The sequence below is a fragment of the Oceanobacillus sp. B139/18 genome (genome assembly GCF_055524595.1).
Genome location: NZ_JBVFXI010000001.1, coordinates 1130852 through 1152911 on the forward strand (window position 1 = coordinate 1130852; position 22060 = coordinate 1152911).

Here is a 22060-nt window from a genome sequence, read left to right on the forward strand (position 1 = left end):
TCCCAACCTTTTTAAATACTTTAATGCAGCAGAAGGATTACCGCTGCTATTCTATTCTTTACGAAATCAACCTTGGCTAACCCTAAAAAAAATAGCCAGCCCGCTGACTTATATGAATTATACTATCTCCAAATTACTTTCAACAAATCTAAACCTTTTTTATTCAGGAAAACGTCAACGTAAATGAAAAAATCCGCTTCTGTATTTATAACAGAAACGGATTTTCTATTCTTCCTACATCAAGGTCCCAAACCACACTGCAAGGAAAGTTCCAATGTAGTTTCCAATAATATAACCCAGTGTCCCAACAATTAATATCGGACCGACTAATTGCCTCCATCCTTTCGCAATCGCAAACGCGGCTGCAGTAGTTGGTCCGCCGATATTTGCATTGCTTGCCAGCAGGATTTCTTCTAAACTCATCCGGAATAGTTTTCCAAAAATAAGAGACAGCGTTAAATTGATTGCTACAATAATAAATGCAAAAACAAGCAATAATGGTGCCGTTTGAACAATTAACGTGATAGAAGCAGGTATTCCGATTACGACAAAAAAGATGTGAATCAGATACGTCCCTATTTCCTGACTGCCATTTAATCCGGAGAAATAATTTGGAAATACTGCTAAAGCGACAAAGGTAAGCGTCGTTAATACTAAATACTGATCTCCGATAATTCCATTCAACAGGTTATTGAAGAAAGAAGCCTCTTCTCCACTTGGAATAATCCCGGCAAAAAATTCGGCAATTTTTAAGGAAACTATAACTAAAAGAAAAGCTGTTCCAATCGAAAGTGCCATGTCCTTCAAAGAAACTTCTTTCCTTTTCCAGAAGCTTTCTGCCAACGTTTTATCATCATCCGATTGATTCTTTTCTACCTCTTCCACATGCGGCGTCGGGTAACGTTTACGGATAAAATGAAGTGCAGGAATCATCATTAGAATAATAAACAGCAGTGCCATCATTAAATTATCCGCAACAACAGCGGCAGAAATAATTTCCCCCGGGGTCTCGAATTTAGCTGCCATAGCAGCAAAGTTCACGCCTCCTCCAATATAGGAAGCACCGAAAATCCCACTCAATTGGTCTAAAAAAGGTATGTGATTCCGTAAAGTAAAAAATGCAATAATCGTTCCTGCAACTGTGCCAATGGAGCTCAATAGGAAAATGAGCAACAATCTGCTGCTTTCCTTCCATATTTTTTTAAGATTAACGTGAAATAACAAAAGCGGTATTGCTAACGGTACAATAACAGACCATACTGCATCATATACCGGCGATTCTGTGGGAATAATTCCAAAGTTGGATAAAGCCATCGCCCCGACTAATGCAATAATGGCCCCAGTCACCTTGGAAGCCCAGCTGTAGCGTTGTTCTAAAAAAATACTGACAGACGCCCAGATAATGATAATCCCCCAAAGCGTAATGCTATCATCTGCTTGAATCAATGTTTCTTTCATCCACTCCCCGCCCCTTCTCTATTTTCGGTTGTATGTATCATATTTTACCACTTCATTTTAAATATTTGTTAGGTATTGTGGAGTGTTTTTTTGAAATTAACCTATCATGATGCAGAAAAATCCCCATCAAAAAAACCTCTCTAACCATTGTCAGAGAGGTTTTCAACAGGATTATTTCACTTGCTCTAATAACGCTAATTTATGGTTTAACGCTTGCAGCTGCTCATCATTTAATGGAAGCAGCGGCAAGCGAACACCGCCGACATGGACACCATTGCGATTTAATGCTGCTTTTACAGGAGCTGGACTCGGTGCTGCAAACATTTCCTGCATGACCGGCAGAATCCGCTGATGTATGGAAGCAGCTTTTTTCACGGCTCCCTGCTCATATGCAGCAATCATTTCCTGCATTTCATTGCCGATAACATGCCCGGAAACCGAAACAATGCCTATAGCTCCAACTGCAAGAGACGGAAGGGTCAAAGCGTCTTCCCCGCTGTATACAGAAAAGCTTGCATCTGTTTGGGCCGCCATTTCAGTTATCTTATCCATATTGCCGCTTGCATCTTTGATCGCCACAATATTATCAACCGCAGCCAAACGAATAACGGTATCTGCCGCCAGATCAACAGAAGTTCTGCCAGGCACATTATATAGCATGACCGGCAGCTGAACGGAATCAGCCACTGTTTTAAAATGCTCATATAAACCGTCCTGAGAAGGTTTATTATAATAAGGCGTTACAAGCATAATCGCATCCACACCAGTTTTTTCAGCTGCTTGTGATAACGCAATAGACCCTTTCGTCTGATTAGAACCGGTGCCCGCAATTACTGAAATTCTTCCATTTACTTTTTGTACCGTATGTGAAAATAATGCCAGTTTTTCTTCATCTGATAAAGTCGGTGACTCTCCAGTTGTTCCAGCTACCACCAATCCGTCTGAACCATTTTCGATAAGATGCTCGATTAACTGATCTAATGCCCCGTAATCAATTTCCTGCTGTTCGTTAAATGGCGTTACCATCGCCGTAACCACTTTTCCAAAATTCATAACAACACACCCTTTATATAATATCAACATTCTTTGATGAAAAATAGACGGATAGCACCGAAGTAAAGTGCCTTAAAAACTAGAGGGTGGAAAGTAATAAAGATAAGCAGAATCCGTATTATTGTTTGTTCCAACTTTTTCAGGGTCCTTTTCTCTTATCATCATGCATTACTTCAATTATTTCCACAAAATAAAAAGCACCAACGGAGACCGCTGCTGCTTAAACACTTAATGTCCTCTCAGCTGATAGCCCTCCACATAGTTTCCTATATGACAGCACTGGATTTATTCAATACCAGTACCAGTATAATAAGAATAAGGCTTATTATACTTCGGCAAATTCCCCTTTCCATATGCTTCATCGTCAGCCTATTCTGTCTCAGCATATTTACTAATGGTTTTTGCACCTCTACCGTTCACCTATGAATAATGAATTTGTCTGTATTATAGCAAGAATAACAGAGAAACACAATTGAAAAATAGAGGTTTTTTCAAAAGAGCCAAAAAAGCTTTACAGCGTGCGCATCCTCCATGGTGTTAAAAAAACATGATGAAGTTTCTTTACTGGTAAACTATGCAAAATAAAAAAATAGGTGATTCCCCCGCCCCTCTATTCTTCCTCTTGCAGAAAATCCATAGACAGGTATCTTTCTCCGGTATCAGGTGCGATACAAACCACCTTTTGCTCAGGTTCCATGCGCTTGGCAACTTCTGTAGCTGCATAAATAGCAGCCGCTCCTGATGGTCCGACAAACAGGCCTTCCTTTTGGGCAAGCTCTTTTAATAAACTTAATGCCTGCTCATCATTGATTTGAATGATTTCATCATAAACCGATGTGTTTAAGATTTCAGGAACAAAACCCGGGCTGGTTCCCACTAATTTATGCGAACCAGGCTCTCCGCCGGATAGTACGGGAGAACCTTTAGGCTCCACCACAGCAATATGCAAATCCGGAATATAAGATCTTAGCGATTCTCCTGTACCTGTTACAGTTCCTCCTGTACCCGCAGTACAAACAAACGCATCCAATTGATGATTCAAATCATTTAAAATCTCCAGTGCTGTTGTATTACGATGCGCATCTGGATTTGCTATATTTTTAAATTGCTGTGGAATAAAACTGTTTGGTATTTCTTGTTGCAATTCTAATGCTTTTTGAATAGCGCCCGGCATTTTTTCACTGCTTGGTGTTAAAACCACTTTGGCTCCATATGCTTTCAAAAGATTTCGTCTTTCCTGCGTACTATTATCCGGCATTACCAGAATCGCCTGATATCCCTTTGCAGAGGCAGCCATGGCCAATCCGATTCCAGTATTTCCGCTTGTCGGCTCAATAATCGTATCTCCGGCCTTTATCAGTCCTTCCTGCTCAGCAATATGAATCATATGCACTGCAGCCCGGTCCTTCACACTGCCGCTTGGATTAAACATTTCCAGTTTCACATATATCTTTGCAGCATTTTCAGGCTGCAGTTTATTTAGTGTTATCATAGGAGTATCTCCCACGAGCTCTGTAATATTATCCGCTACTCTCATTTTTTATTCTCCTTCCTCATCCTTTAATAAACGTTTATCTACTGAAATATTTGGATTTAACTTCGCCAATTCTTCTACAAAAGCAAGCTTATCCTTGGGCGAAATAGCTATCAGATCATATTTTCCGCTTCGAATCTGGATACGGTCCAATGATAATGCCGGTGCAATTAGCGGCATCTTAGATTGAAGAATCAATTCCATATTTTCTATATAAATCGTTTGCCGGATAGGGCCATAATAAACAATTAACCGATCTCTATCAATTTTATACCCCGTGCGGAACCAGAACCAGAGCAATATACCGCATAACAGCAGCATAATCGCTACATTGATCACCTGGCCCCTGAATAGGGGAATGAGCACCCCGCTAATCACAATAGCCCAGAGAACGATTGCCATCCATTTATCCTTCTTTGATTTAAAATACATTCAATTCCCCCATTCATTCGAACAATATTCCTTCTTTTATTATAGCTTTTGTATGACTTTATACCAAACTTCAGCAATCCGTTTCTGTTATTTTTTTAACAATAAGGAAAACTTATACTGACTCACAATATGTTCTCTAAAAAGAACAAAAATAATTTCAGGCTTTATAGAAAGGAAGATATACTAGAGGTTATGTACATTCTCATCCGAAACAGAGAGTACAGACAAAAGCAAAAAGAGGGGTATTCTCTATACCCAGGGGAGGCACAAAGGATACCCCAGTTTATTCTAAAGATAAATTAAAACGATACAGATGTTTGATCCTTTATAGGTGCCAGTAACCGGTCTACATGCTTCCATTCCAGCTTATCTAATGCTGATGTCACTTTCTCTTCTTTAAAATTCCATTTAGAATCCTCTAAATCACAACTAATCGGAACATCACATTTAATTTCGGCAAGCGTCCGGGATAAATAGAGCATATCCATATCTGTCTGTAATTTATTTTGCACCCCTTTTGGAAGCTTTTCTATATTATTTACTAATTCATCAATGGTTCCGAATTCCTGTAATAATTTCAAGGCTGTTTTTTCTCCGATTCCTTTTACCCCTGGATAATTATCCGAGGAGTCTCCCATTAACCCTTTTAAATCTATAATTTGTGCTGGTGTAAGTGCTTTTTTCTCATAGAAGTTATCTTTATCAAAGACTTCATAGTTCCCCTGACCTTTCCGCATAATAATCACGCGGATATTCTCCTTGACTAATTGCAGCAAATCCTGATCTCCTGACAAAATAAACACATCATTTTCCGGATTATACATATTGGCAAGGGTTCCCATGCAATCATCTGCTTCAAAGTTTTCTAAACCGATATTAGGAATATCAAAGGATTCTACTACTTCTTTTACTAAATCAAACTGCGGAATCAGTTCCACCGGCGGTTCATCCCGATTGGCTTTATAGCCGTTATACATTTCTGTGCGGAAGGTTTTGCTCCCCATGTCCCAGCAGCAAACCACATGAGACGGTTCAAATGTATGAATGGCATCTGTTAAATAGCGTAAAAACTGATAAACTCCGTTTGTCGGAACTCCTTTTGAATTATACATAAAATTTCCGCGGAAAGAAGTGGCGAAGAAGCCCCTAAACAGGAGCGCCATGCCATCTACTAATAAAACTTTTTTTGTTGTCATACTTCATTTCCTTCCTCTCTGTATCCAGTCAGGATAACATCCATCTGTTGTTTCATTTCCATTAAATCATCCATATCCACCTCTACAAACAGACGGTCAATAAATTGCTGATAAAGGACATCCGCTTCATGTACAAGCGTTGTTTTTTCCTGTTCTATTCCTTTATCCCACTGCGCTTGGTAAGAAGACTGAATTAACCTTCCGCCTTCTTCTACAAATGCTTGGATGTCTGATTCAATAATTGTATAAAGCTGTTCTTTGATTTCTTCTTTTTGATTCTGAACAAAGAAGGTTTTCGTATCTTTAAACTTAGCAAATAATTTTTGCAGCTCATTCTGCTTGTTGATCGATAGTTTTATCGTTATATCCGGTGTGTCAAAAGCCGTCATATCCCACTCCGAAATGGAAAAAACCGGATCCAGTTTTTTCGCTTCTTCAATCATTTCTTGCTGATTGATTTTTAACAAGCTTTTTAACAGCTGTTCTATCCGTAAAGAAATCGCTAATAATTCCTGATGCAATTCAGATTCCATGTACTGAACCAGCTGTTCAAATTGCTTTGTGAGCTGTTCCCGTCCTGTTTTTCCAGACTCTGTAATGGTTGTCGGGTTATAAATTTCTTTAAACAGGTCATGAAAACGGATGGTAAAACGTCCATTCAAAAAGTACGTTTGCTTTTCTAATTTCTGATGCCAGCGGTTTTCGGTCGAAGAGATATCCCGTTTTTCTACATGTTGAACAAGTTGCTGATACGCATTCTCTAATGTTTCTTTCCGTTTCTTTTTTGCAGATTGATCCAGTTTTAAGGATTGGATAAATTGGTCCAATGCCTCCCCGGAACGTTCAATATCGCTGATTGCAGCTCTTTTCGCAAGGGCAGTTAAATCATGGTGAATAAAGTCATAGAACCGTGTTTCAAAAGCCTCCATCTGTTCGTTCAAGGTCTTCTGGTCTGTTTTTTCTGCCAAAGAAAGCTTGCTGGAAACTGGGTAAAGACGTGGAAAACGAATTCCCAATTGCGCTAATTGTTCTTTAACATAAGTGGTTACCAGATTTAATTCTGCCAAATTGCTGGCAAGGTCTGCGGCATTGACGATGAAGAACATTTTATCCAGCTCAAATACATCCTTTACACGTCCCAGCTGCATCAGAAAATCTTTATCTGCACGGGATAAAGCATGATTATAGTAGGTCACATATAAAATAGCATCTGCATGCTTAATATATTCAAAGGATACATTGGTATGTCTGGCGTTAATCGAATCTGCACCCGGTGTATCTACAAGCGTAATTCCCTGCCTTGTTACTTCACAATCATAAAAAAGATCCATCGATGCAATATAACACGCTTTTTCTTCATCTGTCACATATGACTCAAAATCATCGAAGGTTATTTTTATCGGAGTGCCAATTGCCGGTTTTGCCTCTTCATAACCTTCCAGCATCGCACGTAAATAAGCCTGATACATTTTTGGCAAACGCGCATCTGTCAGCACGTTCTCTGTTTTCAGCCATGTAATCAGCTCGTCCAGAGAAGCTTCCGGCGGTTCACATTCTTTTGCCAGTGTTTGAATATCGTCGGCCAGCATTTCCTCGGATTTAAAGGTTACTATAACATCCCGGTGCTGATTTTCACTGGTAACCGGACGAATCCGATTGACCGCAGCGGTTGTCGGATTCGGGGAAACCGGCAAGACACGTTCCCCAAGAATGGCATTGGCAAAGGATGATTTTCCGGCACTGAAGGCACCAAATAAAGCAATCGTATAGGAACGCTCTGTCAGAGATATTTTTCGTTTCTTTAAATCCTGCTGGTAGCTTTCGAATCCCGGCAATTGAATCAGCTGCAATACATGATCAATATCACGGACGACATCCTGAGCTGTATTATCATGCCATTCCTTCTCTAAGGCTTCTTGTTCCTCCTCAGGCTCATCTGCCGGTATTTCCTCATTAGATATTTCCAAAGCAGCTGTGCCCTGCTCTGGAATCACTTGGCGGGCTTGCAGCTCCTCCTTCATTTCCGTAATAATTTCTGCCGGCACTTCCGGGTGTTCTTCCGCCTCATCTAAATAGTTGAAATAAGCTGACTCTTCCTTATCAAGCGCCTGATTAGCCTTTCGTTCTGATGCTTTCTTCTGCCATTCCTCCAATGCTTGTTTTAACTCATTTAATTTACTCTCATTTTTATTTTCAAGTTCTTTTTTCACTTCATTAGCCAGCTGTCTCATCTGTTTCTTAAAATATGATTTTAAACTGGCTGCAATTTCATTTGTATAATTTAAAACATAGTCGCCGTTTATCGTAGCACCTTTACGCAAATTATTTTCCAGCAGCTCATCACTTAATGTCCATTCCAGGAAAGAAACTCCTTTCTCCTGATAGGAAGAGTCGAGCTGGTTGCTTTCAATATACTCATACCACTTATCACGAAGCTTCCATTTTAATGTTGTCTCGACATTCTTTTCTAAAGCTTCCATGAAATTTTGTTTTCGTTCTAATTTAGCTTCTTTTGTTTTTTTACTGCTAGTGAATAACCCGCCGACCTTAAAATCAGACTGTACAGATTCTAAATATTCCTTCGCAAGCTCTCTTAAATCAGCTGGCATCAGATAAGCATTTTTCGCAGTCTGATCCACCTCCGTTAAAAAACCGGCTGCTATCTTTTCCGGCTGCTGCTCCAGATTTTCAATTTCGTTTGTTAAGCTTTCTATTTTCTGAGCCAATAATGCTTCATCAACGTCATCCAGGGATGCTTTCTGATTCGACATTTCCCGATGCACCTTTTCTTTATGGTCACGCACAATTTGTCGAATGCTTGCCTCCATCGTCATATACTCATGCTTCGATTGCAGCATATGAAACACTTTATCTTTCAGCTCTGACCACTCATTGTGCGGTGCTTCCGAATTTTTAAGAGATGTGTAGAAAATGGAAGAAGGGTGCAGATTCCATTGATCAAACGTTTGTTTAATTTTTTTATCAAATTCGACAAAAGGCAATTCTGCTTCATTATGCTTGTCTATCTGGTTGATAACAATCATAAATGGCAGTTCATTTTCCTGCATTGCCTGTAAAAATAATAGATTCACTTCGGATTGCACATGGTTATAATCCGTTACATAAATAAGATAATCCGATAAATGAAGTGAAGCTTCTGTCAGCATCCGGTCTACGTCATCTGCAGCATCAATTCCCGGCGTATCTAAAATAGCCGTATCCGGCGGCAAAATGTTATCCCCTGTGCTGATATGCATTTTTTTTATATCATTTTTATTGGTCGCGAACTGCTTGATTTGCTCCAGGTTATACGGTTCGTGATATTCCACCACGTCTCCATTGTGATAAAACACATTGACAGCACCTTCTCCAGATGAGATTTTAACAACATTCGCACTGGTAGGAATCGGGCTGTTCGCTAAAATCTCTTCTCCTAATAAATGATTGATCAAAGAAGACTTCCCGGCAGAAAAATGACCTGTTAAGGTGATAATAAACTCTTGGTTAACGTATTTTTCCAAGATATCAAGCATCTTATCTGCATTTACCTGATCTCCCTTGTTTTTCATTTCATTATAGAGAAACGCAATTTGTTGTTCTGTTACTCTTTTTTCCATATACGTGATCACAAGCCTTTACCCCTTTTTCAACTTATTCATATCTACTTTTAACGTCTATGACGTGTCTTTCTGTCTTTACGAGGTGTGGTTTAAGTACTTTATATAACACCTTCATTATACGCAATATTTGTTTTGATTTCTAGGTGCTAATCAGATTCTGATAAAGTGAAACTGACAAGCCTTCTTTGTTTTTAAAACGGGTGTCTTACAAAAGCCCTTCGATAGGACGAGCAAACACAGTATGCAAACACAACAACATATAAATAACCCCCTGCAAGCAGGAGGTTATCAATCTATTACTTTATCATTTAACAGCATGTTATGATTATTTTATTTTCTAAAATAGCCTTTCCAAAGGGAGATTCCGATGATAATAAGACAAAAAATAAATCCGTAAAGCCATACGGAAAGCATCGGATTAACAAACATCCATACTCACCCCCTCTTTAATTTGCCCGGGCCTGATTTTTTTCTGTTTCCTTCTCTTGTGGTAAAGAAGGATTTTTCAATATTTTTGCTAGAATCGTAATCGTTGCTATACCGATAAAAGTAGCCGCTGCGCCTGCAGACATGGTACTTGGGATAATACCAGTAAAGTAAATAAGAAGGTAGGAAAACAGACCTGCTGCCATCGAGATTTCTGCCGCTCTTGCTGGAGCTTTTTTCTTACTATAGATAGCATGTAATATCGGTCCCATCGTTCCTGCAGCAATACCAGAAATCCCAATCCACATGACATCGCCCATATATGCGGGCGGCCGCAATACAATTAAAAAGGCGATCAACCCTACCAGTGGAACAGCTAGACGGCTGATTTTCAGCGCAATTTTCTGCGCCTTCTCACTGCTTAGCTTGATAATTTTCTTTTTCACGAGGAATTTCAGGAAAATGTCGTTCGCGAACACCGTAGAAATGGAGACGAATATCCCGTCCGTCGTGGACATGGCTGCAGCAAGAATAACGATTCCAAAAAGAGCTACAAAGATTGCCGGAAAGGCCCAAACTACGTACTCCATCAATGCTAAATCAGCGGCTGCAACATTGTCCCCAAGCGCTGTTCTGCTGTATAATCCTCCAAAAAGAACAAGCAAACAAAAGGCTGCGGTAATAACATAGGTTAGAATCATTTTTCCCAGGTCTCTTTCATGCTTTAAGCCAAGCACTTTATTGAATAAATGCGGTGCAGAAGCAAAGGCCCACTGAATAATAATCGCGCCAGATATTGCTCCAAACGAATAGAAATGGAGCGAATCAGGGTTAAATACGCTTACTAAATTCCCATTCTGCACGCTGAGATTATCTGTAATGCCAGTGAAGGTTGCTGTAACACTTCCTTCCCAGAAAATAATAATTCCGGAAATAAATATAGCTAAGCCTGCAATTGCCATCATAACCGCTTGGACAGCATCTGTATAAATATCAGCAAATGCTCCTCCGGCATAAACATACAGAACAACAATGACTGCGATAAATATCAATCCGCTTGTATAAGACATCCCCAAAAGGTATTCAAAAATTCTTGCTCCTGCTACAAACTGAGCTGCTATATAAAAAATGTTAAAAAGTAAAATCAGCCCAGTTCCCACTCTTAAAATATCACTATTATAGAAGTCACCAAGCCAATCCGGCAGGGAAAGGGACTTTTGTTTTGTATTCAGCTTTCTTACTTTTTTAGCTACCATCAGCACTCCTATTGGCCCGCCGCCGATCATCGCCAAAAACAGCCAGAGGTTAGACAATCCCCAGTCATGAGTCCATCCCGGGTAACCCAGAAAAGTTGCTGCACTTAGATAAGTAGCAGCAAAGGACAGGCCCAGTACATAGGGTCCCAGACTTCCGCCGCCTGTAGCGAAATCACTGATGTTTTTCGTTTTTTTAGCACTTATGTAACCAAGGATCAGCATGACAGCTAGAAATATTGCAAAACCGATCCATGTATAAAGCATAATTGTACTCATCTCTGACCTCCTTGCACATACGAGTAAAACAGGAAATGTACTTCTCCGTTATCTCGGCTGAAAGCTGCCAAGCTTTCGCGCAGGATGATTATCGGGTAAATGGGGTGTTCCATTTCCAAACATATTTTCTCTAAGCGTCTTCCCTTCATATTCAGTCCGGTAAATGCCGCGTTTTTGCAATTCAGGAACAACTAAATCCACAAATTCCCGAAATGTATCCGGAGAATAGGTCTGCGCGATATTGAAACCATCCACGTCACCTTCAAATGCCCATTCTTCCATTCGATCTGCAATTTGTTCAGGTGTTCCGATAAATTTCACCGTACCATTGCCGAGTCCATGATTTTTAACAGCTTCCCGCAGTGTCCATTTCTTATTAGGATCTTTTGTATACATATCCAGATTTCCCTGTACTGCTTCTGTCTGTATATCTTCAATATACTGATCCGGATTATATTTTGAAAAATCGATTCCTGTATGGCCGGAAAGGAGAGACGCAGTTCCTTCGTAGCTGACGTGGTCTGTTAAATCTTCATACTTTGCCAGCGCTTCTTCTTCCGTTGACCCAATGATTGGCAAAATCATAGGAAAAACAAATATATCTTGCCGATTTCTGCCCTGTTCCTCTGTTCGTTTCCGAATATCTGCAACATAGGCCTTTAACGCATCCAAGGAATGATTTTTAGTAAAAACCGCCTCTGCATGTTTCGCTGCAAAATCTCTTCCTTTTGGTGAAGCTCCTGCTTGGAATAAAACAGGCGTACGCTGCGGAGAAGGTTCAACCAAATGCGGACCAGGTACATTGAAAAATTCACCTTCATGATTAATCAAACGAACCTTATCCGGCTGTGCAAATGTATCCTTTGCGCCATCATGAACAACAGCATTGTCATCCCAGCTGTGTTCCCAAAGTTTATAAACGACTTCGAGAAATTCATCTGCACGGTCATAGCGCTGTTCCTTAGGAAGACGGCTGGAAAGGCCAAGATTGACTGCCTCGCTTTCTAAATAAGAAGTCACCACATTCCAGGCAACTCTTCCATTCGTTAAATGATCCAGTGTAGATAGCTGCCTTGCGAGTGCGTATGGTTGTGCATATGTAGCAGAAATTGTTGGCGCAAAGCCGAGATTTTCAGTGACAGCCGCCATAGCAGAAATCGGAATCAATGGATCATGAGCCGGAAGCTGTACAGCATGCCGGACAGCTGCTTCATGACTATTTTCATATACACTGTAGGTTCCAAGCACATCAGCAATAAACATGGCATCAAATTTACCGCGTTCCAGGATTTTTGCTGTTTCTATCCAATATGACAGGTCATTATGTTTTGTCCCCTCGTCCTTTTCATGCTTCCATAATCCTGTCGAGTGAGGGGAAGGTGAATTTTGAATAAATCCATTCAGGTGAATTTGTTTTGTCATCGTTTCGATAAGCTCCTTTTCTCATAAATTTTCATCTTGACCGCTTCACCAAAATCTATAATTGACTATCTCTCATTTGATGCAGTCAGCCATTGATTTTGGTATCGGCCCTTACTTCTGAATTGCTGATTACTTAAGATTCATCGAAAGCATTTAAGGCATTCACACTATGTGCCACTGCGGACCCGGCTTTTAAAGCTGCTGCCACAAAAATCGCTTCTGATATTTCCTCTAGGCTGGATCCTGTTTTTTTGGCGTTTTTCGTATGCAGATCAATGCAATACGGGCAGCCTGTGGTATGTGCTGATGCCACCGCGATAAGCTCTTTCTCCTTTTCGGTCAATTTGCCTGCTTTGATAGATTTATGATCAAAAGCAGCAAATGCCTTGAATGTATCCGCATCAATGTCACCAAATTCGGTTAATCTATTAAAATAGGATGCTTTGTACAGCTCGTCTTTTTCCTCTTCATCAAACGCATTTAGCGCATTCACACCATGAGCAACCGCTGAACCAGCCTTTAGAGCTGTTGCAACAAAAATGGCCTCTGTTACTTCCTCTTTATCAGCGTTATTTTTTTTAGCATTCCCCACATGTAAATCAATGCAGTACGGGCACCCCGTAATGTGCGCTACGGCTACCGCAATTAATTCCTTTAATTTAACTGATAATTCACCCTCAGCTAATGCTTTATCGTTAAAAGCAAAAAAAGTTTGAAACGCTTCCGGTGCATATTCTTTTAATTCTGTTATCCGGTTAAAATAAGATTTTTGATATAAACTATCTGTTTTAGTCAATGAAATCTCTCCTCATACATTTAAAATTTTGGTTTGTCATACAGTGAAACTTCAATTAGTGAAGGTTTTTCGACGCACAACTCTTTATAATAGGACGGTTAATCGCAAAAGCTCTTCGATGGGACGAGTAATCGCAGTCCCAGTCCCAGTTTCAGTCCTAGGACATCGTGAACCTGGTCTGTTTCCTTTGCCCACTGATTTGTGCTGCGATAAAATCATACAAATTGTAAATCCATCTCGTTAATTTTCTTACAGCCACCATAATAATTAAACTTTACCTATCTAATTACTCGGTTTTAAGCCATGCTTGCCCCTTTGAAATTATTCCCTCCCTACCCTTGTTTAAAAATGAAAAAACCCCTTTTCCAGGAGAAGAGGGTTTCTTTACACACTGCCTTATCTCTCAAGTGAAAACTTGCTGGAATTAGCACCATTTTACTGCGTTTCCAGTAATGGTTGCTGCGGGATTATAGGACCAGTTCCTCCCCCGGCTCTTGATAAGGAATTACATTATTTAGTTTTTTAAGATTTCTTCATATGTTATCGAATTCTAAAAAATATGTCAAGTGGAAATTTTAATTTAATGAAGCGTTTCTTGATCAAAATCTATTGATAATATTAGCAGATATCTTTTTGCTGTAAGCGGCGACTGGTTGTTTTATCACATGTAATTATATTTTCCTGCTATAGAGTACGATGCTAAATCGATTGAGCAGCTTTTTTCATCGTGTCCTTAAAATTCATCATTTAGTTTACATAATACAATTATGGTGAATTAATGTTTTTTTGTTTTCAGTAAAAACGCTTAGACCACATTCTAGCCTAAGCGTTTCCATTATTTGTTTACACTGGGTAAACCCCATGTTTTCTCTCGGTAAATTGCTTTTTCTTATTCTGATAAATGGTGAAACGTCTTGTCAGCTCGTTCCGAAGATGATCTGGATCAATGATATCATCAATAATCATTTCGGAAGCTAAGCGGTAAATATCAATGTTCTCTTTATAGGCGGCCTGCTTTTCTGCGATATATGCCTCCCTTTCTTCTTCTGGAAGCTGAGCGATTTTATTTGCTTCTACTGCATTCACTGCTGCTTCCGGTCCCATAACAGCAATCTGTGCATTTGGAAAGGCTAAACAGCAATCCGGATCGAAAGCCGGCCCTGACATCGCGTATAGACCAGCTCCATAAGCCTTTCGGACAATAACAGAAATTTTAGGTACCGTTACCTCACTCATTGCAAACAGCATTTTGGCTCCATGGCGAATAATTCCCTGCTTCTCCACTCTTGTTCCAATCATAAATCCTGGTACATCCGTTAAGAACAGCAGCGGAATTTCAAACGCATCACATAATTGGATAAATTTTGTTGCTTTATCTGCTGAATCCGTAAAAAGAACGCCTCCTTTTACACGTGGCTGATTAGCAATGATTCCTATACTTTGACCGTTGATACGGGCCAGCCCAGTAATTAATTCTGGAGCAAACCGCTTTTTTATTTCACAAAAACTGCCTTCATCAATTGTACGGTCAATCAGTTCATACATATCAAAAGCAGCATTTTGATTTTCTGGAATAATTTCGCTGATTGGCTTATCAAAGCTTTTTGGTTCTACAGATGCTGCTTTTTTTGGCTTCTCACGAAAATTAGCAGGAAAATACGTTAAGTACTTCTGTGCAAATTGAATCGCTTCTTCTTCGGTATCTACTAAAACATCGCCTACTCCTGAGGTTGTACAGTGCATCTTTGCTCCGCCCATTTCCTCTAAAGAAACCTTTTCGCCAATGACCTTTTCAGCCATTCGCGGTGAACCTAAATACATCGATGCGTTCCCATCAACCATGACAACAATATCACAAAAGGCCGGAATATAGGCACCGCCGGCAGCGGATGGACCAAACAATAAGCAGATTTGCGGCACTCTTCCTGACAGCTTAATTTGATTATAGAAAATACGTCCCGCTCCTCTTCTTCCCGGGAACATATCTATTTGATCTGTAATTCGGGCACCGGCAGAGTCTACCAGATAAACCATGGGCACCTCCAGCCTCTCAGCCGTCTCTTGAATACGTAAAATTTTCTCCACCGTCCGCTGTCCCCAGCTTCCTGCTTTGACGGTCGAATCATTTGCCATCGCACAAACTGTCTGACCGTTTATTTTTCCTGTTACTGTAACCACGCCGTCTGCCGGCAGGTCTTCATCCATCGCATTGGCAAATAAACCATCCTCAAGTGTCTCATGAGAATCAAAAAGAAGCTGGATTCTTTCTCTAGCAAAAAGCTTGCCCTTTTCAGCATTGCTGTCGTGATACTTTTGTTTTCCTCCCTTTTTTATTTTTTCTATACGCTCCTTAAGTTCTTGATTCACAGGCATATAAGCATTCTCCTTTCCGGCTTTAACTTCCATGGTAATCAGGCTTTCTTTTCTCTTGAAATGCAAGCAATCCTTCTTTTCTGTCCTTTGTCGGTATTAGTTTTACATAAGCTGCATGTTCCAATTGAACCGCTTCATCTATCGAAAGATCCATTCCTTGATTAATCGCTTGTTTAGCCTGCTTCATAGCAATCGGTCCATTTTGGCTTATTTTCCGGGCAATACTTATTGCTTCGTCTTGTAAAAAAGAAGTGGCGACTGACCGCTCAATCAGTCCAATGGCTAATGCATCCTCTGCTGAAATTGTTTTGGCAGTATAAATAAGCAGTTTCGCCTGGCCGATTCCAATTAATCTTGGCAAACGCTGTGTCCCGCCGGCTCCGGGTATAATCGCCAGAGAGGTTTCCGTCAACCCCAGCTTTACATGATTGGCCGCAATGCGCAGGTCACAGGCTAAAGCGATTTCCAGTCCGCCTCCAAAGGCGACGCCATTAATAGCAGCAATTACAGGAACCTCTATTTTTTCTATGGAATCGGCAAGTCTGCTAATTTTCTGTACAGCAGCAACAACTTCCTCCTCATTCATTGCCTTTCGTTCTTTTAAATCTGCTCCGGCACAGAAAGCTTTTTCTCCGCTGGCTGTAATAATCACACAGCGTATAGCACGATCCGTACTGATTTTTTGAATACAATTCTCTAACTCTGTTAGTAACGCGAAAGATAATGCATTGGCTGCTTCCGGCCGATTTAATGTGATAACAGCGATATGATTATCCACTGTTTCTACGTTTACAAGTTGCATAGGCGTTCACTCCAAACTGATTTAGTCAACGATTGCAATCGTATCTCCTTCATTAACAAAATCTCCTTCTTGCACCTTCCATTCCTTCAAAATCCCTTTTCCCTCTGAAGCAATCGGAATTTCCATTTTCATTGACTCTAGAATAACGACATCCTGCCCTTCTTCCACAGCCTCTCCCTGTTGCACTGTAATCTTCCACACATTTCCTGCCATCGATGCTTTAATCTCCATCTTAATTCCCTCCTGTAGTTGGTTGATAATATTTATCTAAAAAGTTTGTTGGTGTATTTCCTTTTTTAAATGCCTCATAGGTGATAATTTCCTGAAGCATCGGTATATTGGTTTTTATCCCTTCTATTTTGAATCGACCAAGCGCTTTTTCCAGCTTATTCCTCGCTTCTGCCCGGTTTTCCCCAAAAACGATCAGTTTTGCAATCATTGGATCATAAAAAGGAGTTACCATATCTCCGGATGCAACAGCACATTCATTACGGACACCTTCTCCTTCAGGCAGTTCCAGTGCTGTGATTTTTCCGGGCGATGGAAAGAATCGAATGGGATCTTCTGCATAAACTCTTATTTCTATCGCATGCCCGTTTCGGGTGATTTCTTCCTGTGTAAAAGACAGTGCCTGCTGATTGGCAATACGAATCTGTTCTTTGACAATATCAATCCCTGTTATTTCTTCTGTGACGGGGTGCTCTACCTGAATACGTGTATTCATTTCCAAAAAATAAAATTGCTCCGATTCATCAACTAAAAATTCAATTGTTCCGGCATTGGTATAATCAATTGCCTCCGCAGCGATAACAGCTGTTTCTCCTAATTTCATGCGAAGTGCTTCAGAAATAGATGGCGATGGGGCTTCTTCTAAGACCTTTTGATTCCGGCGCTGAATAGAGCATTCTCTTTCAAATAAATGAACCGTATGCTGATGACAATCTGCTAAAACCTGTACTTCAATATGCCTGCTGTTTGTTATGTGTTTCTCTAAAAACATTGCTCCATCCCCAAAGAAAGACAAGGCCCGCTTGGAGTTATTTTCAAAAGCTTTTCGCAGTTCATCCGAAGTGTGAACAACCTCCATTCCGATACCTCCACCGCCTGCAGATGCTTTTAACATCACAGGGTAGCCAATTTGCTCAGCAAAAGTGACCGCTTCTTCCAGCGATTCCACCGCACGATCAGTACCGGGAATTACAGGCACCCCCGCTGCTATCATCGCTTTTCGAGCTTCAATTTTACTTCCCATCAGACTTAAAATAGCCGCTTCCGGTCCAATAAAAATAATTCCTTCTTCTTTACAGCGTTCAGCGAATGAAGGGCTTTCACTCAAGAAACCGTAGCCTGGATGAATTGCATCGGCATTTGTTTTTTTGGCCACTTCTATAATTTTATCTAATTGAAGATAGCTTTGCTGCACTTGTGAAGGACCGATAGGATAAGCTTCGTCAGCTTCTTGTTTAAATAAAGCATTCTCATCTGCTTCGGAATAGACAGCTACCGTCCTGATACCTGATTCTTTGCAGCTGCGAAGAATTCTTCTGGCTATCTCACCGCGATTAGCAATCAATACTTTTTGTATCATGATCTTCTCTCCTTCTCTAGCAGCCTAGCTGTCTTGCAATAACCAAGCGTTGGATTTCAGATGTCCCCTCTCCAATTTCCAATAACTTAGCATCCCTGAGCAGCCTTTCTACTTCATATTCACGCATATAACCATAACCGCCATGAATTTGAATCGCCTGATTTGCCGCACGAAATGCCATTTCCGTTGCGTACAATTTTGCGTATGCTGCCTCTTTGGAAAAGCTTCTATTCTGATCCTTTAACCAGGCTGCTTTATAAACCATATTACGAGCAAGCTCAATTTCCATCGCCATATCTGCTAATTTAAATTGGATCGCCTGAAAACTGGAAATGGATTTGCCAAATTGTTTACGATCCTTCGCGTACTGCAAGGAACGGTCTAAAGCCGCCTGACCAATACCGACAGCTAATGACGCAATAGAAATCCTTCCTCCATCTAATGTTTTTAAAAATTGCTGATGGCCTTGATGTTCTGTACCAAGTAAATTTTCTTTGGGAACACGGACATTATCCAAGATGACTTCTGCGGTATCTGACCCGCGCACGCCCATTTTGTCATAATCACTGCGGACAGTCAGCCCTTCAGCATCTGTCGGCACAATGATGGCAGATATTTTATTCTTGTTATTTGCATCCTTTTTCGTGACTGCCGTTACAATAATAAAATCTGCAAAACTGGCATTGGTAATAAAACATTTTTCTCCTTGAATAATATATTCGTCTCCGTCTAATTTAGCAGTAGTTTTTGTCCCCCCGGAATCAGACCCTGCATTCGGTTCTGTTAAACCAAAAGCTCCAAGAGAACGGCCTTCAGCAATTGGTTTTAAAAACCGCTGCTTTTGTTCTTCTGTTCCAAAATAATAAATCGGGCTGGCACCTAAAGAAACTGCAGCGGCATAACTTAAGCCCGTACTTCCGCATCGGCGGCCGATTTCCTCTACAGCGATGGCATAGGAAACGGTGTCACCGCCCGAGCCTCCATAGCTTTCAGGAAATGGAATCCCTAATAAACCAAGCTCTCCCATGTCATGAAAAATATCTTCCGGGAAAGCTGCATTAACATCAATATCGATTGCTCTTGGACGGATGTTTTTTTCAGCAAAGTCAGAAACCATCCGCTGAATCATCTTTTGTTCCTTGGTTAAATCAAAATCCATTCTCGTACCCCCTTTTGACGAATTGAACACGCTTACATTATCATTTTATCAAAAGCTGGGAATTAGGCAAAGGAAAAGATAAAAATCTTTTTCTTGAGCAGCTGCTCTGACTTCTTTATTCAACTAAAATACAAAAATCTCCCTAACAATGTTTTGGCATTGTCAGGGAGTTAATATCATTTTTTTACGATTCTTCATCATTATTTTCAAATGGTTTTTCATACACTGTTTCTTTATATACTTCCATCACTTCACCGGTCTGATCGGCATCAATCATAAACGATCCGTTGCCATAACGATCGGAGGCGGATAACTCCAGCGGATATACCTTCTGTGTATCGCCATTTTTCGTTTTATAGCAAATCATTTCCTGATTATTTACCATAAAGAATCCTTGGATCCGATGCGGTTTTTTCTTTAATTCCTTCAGCATAAGCAATCCGCGCTTCGCCCGGCTTGCTTTTTCAAAGGATTTTAGCTTCATGCGTTTGCTGGCTCCGCGCTGCGTAATGATAAATAAATCTTTTGGTGCTTCCAGATCAAATACTTGTCCATTGACAACAAAATCATCCTCTTTTAAAGAGATCGATTTTACTCCGGCTGCTCTCTGCCCGACAATGGACACTTCTGCTTCTTCATACCATAGACCATAGCCTTTGTTGGTTGCGATAAATATATCTTTCCCGCCATCTGTACGGCTTACATGAACCAGTTCATCATCATTTTTCAGATTTAACGCAATTAACGCCTTACCACGTCGCTGCGCTTCATAAAGCTGAAATTCGCTGCGTTTGACCATGCCATTTCGAGTAAAGAACATTAGAAAGCCGTCTTCTTCTTTAAAATCACGTACAGGTATGACCTTAATAAAATGTTCTTCTTTTTCCAGCGGAACAATATGCGAAATATGCTGTCCCATATCTTTCCAGCGTATATCCGGAAGCTCGTGAACAGAACAAATAATATATCTTCCTTTGTTCGTAAATAACATGATATTATCCGTTGTATTGATTTCCAGGAGACTTATCGGATGATCATCGTCCTTCAGCGGTAAATCCTCACTATTGGAAGCTGCATAGGACCTTAGGCTGGTTCGTTTGACATAACCGTCTCTGGTTACGGAAACTAACACATCCTCACTTGCCACGGTCACCTCAATATTAATTTTCAGTTCTTCCACTTTTTCCTCGATATGGGTGCGGCGGTCATCTGCAAATTTTTTCTTGATTTGTCTTAAATCATTTTTAATGGTTTGCAATAATTTCTTTTCGCTTTCCAAAATAGCAGACAGCTTCTCCATTTGTTTTCTTAATTCGCTAGCTTCTTCCTCAAGCTGAACAATATCCGTATTTGTCAGCCGATAAAGCTGCAAAGTAACAATTGCTTCCGCCTGTGGTTCGGTAAAACCGTATTTAGCCATAATCTGGTTTTTTGCATCCGCCTTATCTTTTGATGCGCGGATGGTGGCAATCAACTCATCTAAAATCGAAATTGCTTTGATTAAGCCTTCGACAATATGTGCTCTCTTTTTCGCCTTATTTAAATCAAATCGGGTTTGATTCGTTACAACCTCGCGCTGATGACTGACATACGCATCTAGAAGCTGCGGCAGGGATAAGAGTGTCGGCGTTTTATCTTTGATAGCAACCATATTGAAATGGTATGTGATCTGCAGGTCTGTGTTTTTATATAAAAAGTTTAAAATACCCTCACTATTTGCATCCTTCTTTAACTCAACAACAATACGGAGGCCTGTCCGGTCTGTTTCATCGCGTACTTCCGCAATGCCCTCGACCTTCCTGTCAATACGGAGCTCGTCCATTTTCTTCACCATTGCTGCTTTGTTCACCTCAAAAGGTACCTCTGTCACAACGATTTGTTCACGGTTCCCTTTTAACGTTTCAATGGCTGCCTTTCCGCGAACGACAACCTTTCCTTTGCCGGTTTCATATGCTTTTTTGATTCCTTCGACCCCTTGAATAATGCCGCCGGTCGGAAAATCAGGTCCTTTCAGCACACGCATTAAATCATCTACACTTGATCCCGGTTTATCGATTCGCATAATCACTGCATCGATTACTTCTCCTAAATTATGAGGAGGAATGTCGGTTGCATAGCCTGCGGAGATTCCTGTAGAACCATTTACTAAGAGATTCGGAAATTTCGCCGGTAAAACAACCGGCTCATCGGTTGTTTCATCAAAGTTAGGAATGTATTCAACTGTCTCTTTGTCAATATCCCGAAGAAGCTCTGACGCAATCGGAGATAATCTTGCTTCTGTATAACGCATTGCTGCAGGGGGATCTCCATCAATACTGCCGTTATTCCCGTGCATTTCTATCAGTCTGTTACGTACCTTCCAGTTTTGGCTTAAGCGGACCATTGCTTCGTATACAGAAGAATCTCCATGTGGATGGTAATTACCGATTACGGTTCCAACCGTTTTAGCAGCTTTTCTAAAATTCTTGTCATGCGTATTTCTCTCTACATGCATGGCATAAAGAATACGCCGCTGTACAGGCTTCAAGCCGTCTCTGGCATCAGGCAGCGCACGATCTTGAATGATATATTTACTGTATCTTCCGAAGCGATCTCCGATAACTTCTTCTAAGGGGAGATCTAAATATTTCTCTGTTTGATCCAAATGGAATCACTCCTTACAATCCGAA

15 protein-coding genes and 2 riboswitches are annotated in these 22060 nt (G+C 40.6%); all 15 genes read right to left on the bottom strand.

The window, feature by feature from the left end; all coding sequences use genetic code 11:
- Positions 1-234 precede the first annotated feature (234 nt).
- Positions 235-1458, bottom strand: coding sequence for a DUF819 family protein (locus ACZSMY_RS05555; protein WP_465147540.1), 1224 nt, complete (start codon positions 1456-1458; stop codon positions 235-237).
- A 171-nt stretch (positions 1459-1629) separates the two neighbouring features.
- Positions 1630-2511: a 4-hydroxy-tetrahydrodipicolinate synthase gene (gene dapA / locus ACZSMY_RS05560; protein WP_042533835.1), complete on the bottom strand. Its 882-nt coding sequence runs from the start codon at positions 2509-2511 to the stop codon at positions 1630-1632.
- A gap of 239 nt (positions 2512-2750) precedes the next feature.
- A riboswitch (Lysine riboswitch) is annotated at positions 2751-2931 on the bottom strand.
- Between the two features lie 190 nt (positions 2932-3121).
- Positions 3122-4048 carry a cysteine synthase A gene (gene cysK, locus ACZSMY_RS05565; protein WP_042533833.1) on the bottom strand — a complete coding sequence of 309 codons (927 nt, stop codon included), beginning with the start codon at positions 4046-4048 and terminating at the stop codon, positions 3122-3124.
- Positions 4049-4051: 3 nt separating this feature from the next.
- Positions 4052-4477 (bottom strand): PH domain-containing protein, encoded by a 426-nt coding sequence (locus ACZSMY_RS05570; RefSeq protein WP_042533832.1) that lies wholly within the window; start codon positions 4475-4477, stop codon positions 4052-4054.
- Positions 4478-4776: 299 nt separating this feature from the next.
- Positions 4777-5673: a 5'-3' exonuclease gene (locus ACZSMY_RS05575; RefSeq protein WP_042533831.1), complete on the bottom strand. Its 897-nt coding sequence runs from the start codon at positions 5671-5673 to the stop codon at positions 4777-4779.
- On the bottom strand, positions 5670-9302 hold the full coding sequence (locus ACZSMY_RS05580; RefSeq protein ID WP_465147541.1) for a dynamin family protein: 3633 nt from the start codon (positions 9300-9302) through the stop codon (positions 5670-5672). Before ACZSMY_RS05580 ends, ACZSMY_RS05575 begins: the two co-directional genes overlap by 4 nt.
- 437 nt (positions 9303-9739) lie before the next feature.
- Positions 9740-11251: a sodium:solute symporter family protein gene (locus tag ACZSMY_RS05585; RefSeq protein ID WP_042533829.1), complete on the bottom strand. Its 1512-nt coding sequence runs from the start codon at positions 11249-11251 to the stop codon at positions 9740-9742.
- 48 nt (positions 11252-11299) lie between these two features.
- Positions 11300-12673 (bottom strand): LLM class flavin-dependent oxidoreductase, encoded by a 1374-nt coding sequence (locus ACZSMY_RS05590; RefSeq protein WP_042533827.1) that lies wholly within the window; start codon positions 12671-12673, stop codon positions 11300-11302.
- Positions 12674-12806: 133 nt separating this feature from the next.
- The gene (locus ACZSMY_RS05595) at positions 12807-13475 is read right to left on the bottom strand and encodes a carboxymuconolactone decarboxylase family protein (protein WP_139089122.1); all 669 of its coding nucleotides are present in this window, start codon (positions 13473-13475) and stop codon (positions 12807-12809) included.
- Positions 13476-13862: 387 nt separating this feature from the next.
- Positions 13863-13973, bottom strand: a riboswitch (SAM riboswitch).
- 339 nt (positions 13974-14312) lie between these two features.
- Positions 14313-15842, bottom strand: coding sequence for an acyl-CoA carboxylase subunit beta (locus ACZSMY_RS05600; RefSeq protein WP_042536216.1), 1530 nt, complete (start codon positions 15840-15842; stop codon positions 14313-14315).
- A 22-nt stretch (positions 15843-15864) separates the two neighbouring features.
- Positions 15865-16644, bottom strand: coding sequence for an enoyl-CoA hydratase (locus tag ACZSMY_RS05605; protein WP_042533823.1), 780 nt, complete (start codon positions 16642-16644; stop codon positions 15865-15867).
- Between the two features lie 21 nt (positions 16645-16665).
- Positions 16666-16875 carry an acetyl-CoA carboxylase biotin carboxyl carrier protein subunit gene (locus ACZSMY_RS05610; protein WP_042533822.1) on the bottom strand — a complete coding sequence of 70 codons (210 nt, stop codon included), beginning with the start codon at positions 16873-16875 and terminating at the stop codon, positions 16666-16668.
- A 1-nt stretch (position 16876) separates the two neighbouring features.
- Positions 16877-18232, bottom strand: coding sequence for an acetyl-CoA carboxylase biotin carboxylase subunit (locus tag ACZSMY_RS05615; protein WP_042533820.1), 1356 nt, complete (start codon positions 18230-18232; stop codon positions 16877-16879).
- Between the two features lie 16 nt (positions 18233-18248).
- Positions 18249-19391: an acyl-CoA dehydrogenase family protein gene (locus tag ACZSMY_RS05620; RefSeq protein WP_042533818.1), complete on the bottom strand. Its 1143-nt coding sequence runs from the start codon at positions 19389-19391 to the stop codon at positions 18249-18251.
- Between the two features lie 184 nt (positions 19392-19575).
- A complete protein-coding gene (gene parC / locus ACZSMY_RS05625) occupies positions 19576-22035 on the bottom strand; it encodes a DNA topoisomerase IV subunit A (RefSeq protein WP_042533816.1) in 2460 nt (819 codons plus the stop codon).
- Between the last annotated feature and the right edge of the window lie 25 nt (positions 22036-22060).

Coding starts and splice junctions, on each gene's coding strand:
- ACZSMY_RS05555 (WP_465147540.1), bottom strand. CDS start 1,458: ATGAAAGAAACATTGATTCAAGCAGATGATAGCATTACGCTTTGGGGG.
- dapA (WP_042533835.1), bottom strand. CDS start 2,511: ATGAATTTTGGAAAAGTGGTTACGGCGATGGTAACGCCATTTAACGAA.
- cysK (WP_042533833.1), bottom strand. CDS start 4,048: ATGAGAGTAGCGGATAATATTACAGAGCTCGTGGGAGATACTCCTATG.
- ACZSMY_RS05570 (WP_042533832.1), bottom strand. CDS start 4,477: ATGTATTTTAAATCAAAGAAGGATAAATGGATGGCAATCGTTCTCTGG.
- ACZSMY_RS05575 (WP_042533831.1), bottom strand. CDS start 5,673: ATGACAACAAAAAAAGTTTTATTAGTAGATGGCATGGCGCTCCTGTTT.
- ACZSMY_RS05585 (WP_042533829.1), bottom strand. CDS start 11,251: ATGAGTACAATTATGCTTTATACATGGATCGGTTTTGCAATATTTCTA.
- ACZSMY_RS05590 (WP_042533827.1), bottom strand. CDS start 12,673: ATGACAAAACAAATTCACCTGAATGGATTTATTCAAAATTCACCTTCC.
- ACZSMY_RS05600 (WP_042536216.1), bottom strand. CDS start 15,842: ATGCCTGTGAATCAAGAACTTAAGGAGCGTATAGAAAAAATAAAAAAG.
- ACZSMY_RS05605 (WP_042533823.1), bottom strand. CDS start 16,644: ATGCAACTTGTAAACGTAGAAACAGTGGATAATCATATCGCTGTTATC.
- ACZSMY_RS05610 (WP_042533822.1), bottom strand. CDS start 16,875: ATGGAGATTAAAGCATCGATGGCAGGAAATGTGTGGAAGATTACAGTG.
- ACZSMY_RS05615 (WP_042533820.1), bottom strand. CDS start 18,232: ATGATACAAAAAGTATTGATTGCTAATCGCGGTGAGATAGCCAGAAGA.
- ACZSMY_RS05620 (WP_042533818.1), bottom strand. CDS start 19,391: ATGGATTTTGATTTAACCAAGGAACAAAAGATGATTCAGCGGATGGTT.